Annotated in this window: 3 protein-coding genes; all 3 read right to left on the minus strand. The window is 59.8% G+C overall.

The features are described 5' to 3' along the window. Positions 1–52: 52 nt before the first annotated feature. The gene (locus tag AX709_RS05025) at positions 53–1,921 is read right to left on the minus strand and encodes an NACHT domain-containing protein (protein WP_066547510.1); all 1,869 of its coding nucleotides are present in this window, start codon (positions 1,919–1,921) and stop codon (positions 53–55) included. Positions 1,922–2,177: 256 nt separating this feature from the next. Continuing rightward, entirely contained in the window at positions 2,178–3,431 is a 1,254-nt protein-coding gene (locus tag AX709_RS05030; protein WP_082731633.1) for a tyrosine-type recombinase/integrase, read from the minus strand. A 410-nt stretch (positions 3,432–3,841) separates the two neighbouring features. Then, positions 3,842–4,416 (minus strand): hypothetical protein (locus tag AX709_RS05035; RefSeq protein WP_231727425.1); only part of this gene is annotated, 575 nt, incomplete at its 5' end.

Below are 4,416 nucleotides of genomic sequence, written 5' to 3' on the forward strand. Positions count from 1 at the left end.
ACCCATGGCCGCGTAACTTAAACCAAATCGCCTCCGGCAATCCCGGGGCGGTTCATACCGCTCGCCAATGAAACTGATCCCCTTTCATTAGCGGGCCGAGGGAGCGTGACAGGAAAGGCCTCCATGCAGGCCACTGATCGGAAATCGTGCCGAGCGCACGATTAGCGAGAATAGGCTCCTTCTGGATTAGAGTTTCGACCCAAGCTCCTTCACGAGCATCCGGATCGCGGACGGTTCCGATCACATCAGCAATCAGATGTTTCAAATGACGACGAGTTTTGTTGGTCCAAAGCAGCGCGTTGACCGCTCTGACATAGGCTTCGAACTCAACTAATCGTAGCCGTTCGAGCGAGCGCAAAACCGTGGCGCGGACGAACAAACTGTCTTGGTTTCGCCACGCATATTCGGCCAAGTCTCCGCCTGTGCGAAAACTCCGCGCCTGAAAATCGTCGAGCCAAGATTGGTGATTAAAACCAATTTTGGTTCCGCTACGGACGAGCAGGCCGCACCCTTCGCACCTGGCGATCGCCTCTTGATGGGCGGCCTCGTACTGATCGAGTGGCCTCCACAGCGTTTCTGTTTCCAGCATGTCTTCGGCGAGCTTGGTCATGAGAGCCAATGCGCGTGCCCGCAATTCGTCGGGGCCGAGGTCCGCTGTGGCAAGCCAGCGATCGAGCAATTCGCTGCTCTTGACGCCCGTAGGTTCAACTCCGCGCTGCACTAGCTGCACGAATAGCTTGAGTGCGAATGGCCGGCGCAGCGTCTGCTTTAGTGGATCAGAAAGAGCGGCGCCGTCGATCCCAAGCTCGCCGAGGAACTTGATAATCTGATCGACGGAGGGCAAGCCAAGTTTGAATTCTTCCGCGCGTAGGCGCTGAAATCTCGCATCGTGTGCCGCCTCAAAGGGGCGGGATGAAACCAGAATGTGAACCGGTAAGGACTGATCTTGAACCTCCTTGACCAGTCGAAGGAGCAAACGCATTCGCTCGGATGAGCGGTCCATGACGTCGCTCACCGCGTCGAGCTGATCGATTATCAGGTAAACCCGACCATTCTTGGCCAGAGCCGCTATTTCGATAGACAAAGGCCCCGCGAGACCCAGCGCTTTCCCAACCTCATCAATAGTCTGCACTGAGGGAGGGAGGGTGTCCGCTTTGATGCCGAAAACCACATGTCCGTCGCTTTCCAGATCCTCGGTCAGCTTGGACAACAATGCCGATTTCCCCGAACCAGCTTCGCCGATTAGAAGCGCTGTCCCGCTCTTGGCGCTTTCAAAGTGACGTTTAAGCCGATCAAGCTCCGGCCGGAGCAATTCGGCGCCTGAAATGTCGCGCGGCCAGTCGCGCAGCTCCGTCGAGCCTTGCTTCGCGTCTTTTCGCGCATCTTCTAGATCAACAGACGCAATGCTTTCGGCGCGCTCACTCCGCTCCAAAATCGCGCGGATGACACCTGTTTCAGAGAGGATTTGCTCTGTCGCTAGATAGTGTGCGGATTCGCGCCAGAATTCCGATGCATAGAGCTGCGAACGAAGCTCCCTAATGATGCTCGAAAATGCGGCTAGAAGCTGAGGCCGCTCGGTTTGAAAAATGCGGACGAGCACTTCGTCCGCAGAAGAGTTGGTCGCAAAGCGCTCGACGAACATTTCTACAAAGTCACGGGCAAGTGCGTCAGCATCCGGCACTCTGGACGGGTCTTTTATCGTCGCCTGGAGAAGCGGAATAAATACGCCTGACACGAAGCTGGTGGACCGCAAGTCTTCTGCCAAGGCGGGAGCGTTGGTTATTCCCGCCTCAATGGCAGCGGCGCCGATTGCAGAAATTTCTTTCTTTGCGTTGGCGGACTTGAATAGCTGCAAGCCCTTGTCGGCGGCGTATCCCACTACGGCCTCTCCGATCGCCCCAAAAATGATCTCTGCGAGCATGCGTTCTTCCAATGCCTACCTCGCTTAAGTTGGATGCAACCGAGATCGAAAAACAAGGCCTGTCCATCGATTACGGAGGCGCTCGCGCCAAGGAATTCTGTATGCGCATGGAATGCTCAAGAGATGCGGGCATCTTGCGGTTACGTGGAGAACGTCGGCTAACCGGCATCGCCCCGCCAAAAGCGGACAGGCGACTACCGGCCCAAGAGCCGGCTTCCGAAGGTCCGCACATGAACCTGGAGCTGGGAAGGAACCGCTAACGCGGGCTTGGGCGACGGTTCGACCTTCGTTGCGATGCTGCGCAAGCGAGACGCCGGACCTCCTTCGACCACGCAGTCAAAGCTGCACGCTTTTCGTCGAAATAGTGGTGCCGCTGGTATACGCCGACAATGCCAGAACGCGCCCCGGAGAGATGGTTCAACACTGCCTCGGTCACCTCAAGCCGCACGCCAAGCCGCTGCAAGCCGGTAGCCATGGTCCGACGCAGGTCGTGCAGCGTCCAGTGCGGCACGGGCTCTGCCAAATGCTTTTCCAGATCATCGCGGATACGGGTCATTGCCTTGCTAAAACCGCTCGGTCCCACCTCCCAGTTGCCGCGCGCCGGGATGAGCTTGTCGCCGCGATCGTGATCGATCAGCGACTTCACGATCTCGAGCACGAGCGGTGACATCGGCACGAGATGCGCCACCCCGTTCTTCGCGCGCTCTCCGGGAATGGTCCACAGCTGCCGCTCAAGGTCGAATTCGGACCGTTCCGCCTCGAACACTTCATTGCGGCGCTGGCCTGTCAGCAAGAGCAGCTTGATGGCAGGCCCGAACGGCGCCCCCTCCCCTTCGAGCACATGCCACAGCGCACCGATCTCCTTGTCGGACAGGACTCGCTCGCGCGGCTTCGGCTTGGGTGGCCGCCCGGCGTCCCGGCACGGATTCGCGGGCAGACGGTCGAGGCGGGGCAACGCCCAGGTGTAGAAGGCCGAGAAATACGAGAGGATGTTCCGCGCCATGACAGGCGAGCGCTTCGCAATCCCATCGATGAAATGCGTGATCTCGCTTCGGGTGATACCATCGGCCGCTCGATCGCCGAACTCAGGCAGGATGTGACGCTTGAAGATACGCTCAATCTCGGCACTCCCTCGCAGATGCGCCTTTGCTTGCTTGTAGGCCGGCCAGAGCGAATTGACCGTGTGGCCGGCCGCAGTCCGCTTCTGTGGCTTTGGCAAGCTCGCGACGGGGTCCGCCTTGATCTCGACGTCCGACAAGATTTGCCGTGCCTTCTTTCGTGCCTCCGCGAGCGGCAGGCGCTCCGAGTAGCGACCGAGCGTGATGTTACGGTATTTGCCCGCGACGCGCTTGCGCAGGACGAAGCTCTTCGCGCCGGACACGCCAACGCGCAAACGCAAGCCTGGCACGATTGCGTCGAGATACTCTGCCTGTCCGCTCTCGGGTGGCCGAAGCGCCCGAATCTTTGCGTCGGTGAGTGCCGCGCTACCTTTGCCGCTACCTAGAGACATAGCCGCTGATTTCCACTCAGTTTAGGTAGCACCGCCGCTACCTTAGGTAGCATTTGGCGGAAATACCGTGCGATTGAGTGAGACAGTCTGGCACATAAGCTATTGAAAACAAGACGTCGATGGACGTCAGCGAACCCATTTGGTAAAGCTCTTAATCAGCGGGTCCTAGGTTCGAGCCCTAGTGCGTCCACCATTTTTTAAGCATCGGTATGTCGACGGTTCTTCCGGCCGCGGAGGCCCACATATTTGTGTCCGGGTGAGAATTGTTCCGGGCCATGCGCGGCAAACCAGCCGCTCGATGCCGCGCCGAAGAGTGGGCCGGCAGCGCGTCGTTTCGGGGCGTAAAGCCCGTAATCGGGCTTGGCGGACGGACCCGAGCCGGGCGTCTCCGGCTGCCCGAAGATCGCGCGTTATTCGCGCACTTCGTCAGCCATCTTGAACCACACCATTTCGGCCTGCCAGCCATTTGCAGCGGCCGCCTTCGCGAACTGCGCCTGCCATTGCGGGCCGTGATTGCCATCCATCAACCCTTCGGAAAACCCGCCCTTGCCGGTCAGCAACAGAATGCCCGACCAGCCGCTATGATCGGCATCGATCTGCAAGCGGTAACGGTCGCCACCCAGGTCGGCGATTGGCGTTCCGGTCTTTTCCAGACCCGTAAAGGTCGCGCGATTGGGGATGATCGTCGAAATCGCGCCGCTTGGCTCGATGCCGTAGAGCGCGAAGTCGAGGCCCGGGTTGGCGAGATCGAGACTGACGACCGCGCGCCCGCCAACTTTACCTGCATAGGCGCTGTCCGGGGGCAGCACGCTCATCTCGAACTTGCGCTGCGGGACCGACAGCCGCGCGCCGTCGGTCGAACGGATCGCGCGGAACGCATCGATGGCGGTGCATTCGGAGCCGCTGATCGGCGCGACCTCCGAAAAATCGGTGGCCGCCACGCGCCCGCCCCCGCGACGATCGCGATCGACGATCTGCCGCCGCT

This window comes from Sphingomonas sp. CCH15-F11 (genome assembly GCF_001557005.1).
Lineage (GTDB): Bacteria > Pseudomonadota > Alphaproteobacteria > Sphingomonadales > Sphingomonadaceae > Sphingomonas.

Excerpts from the sequence above, each read along its gene's own strand:
- AX709_RS05025 (WP_066547510.1), bottom strand. The coding sequence starts at position 1,921 with ATGCTCGCAGAGATCATTTTTGGGGCGATCGGAGAGGCCGTAGTGGGA.
- AX709_RS05030 (WP_082731633.1), bottom strand. The coding sequence starts at position 3,431 with ATGTCTCTAGGTAGCGGCAAAGGTAGCGCGGCACTCACCGACGCAAAG.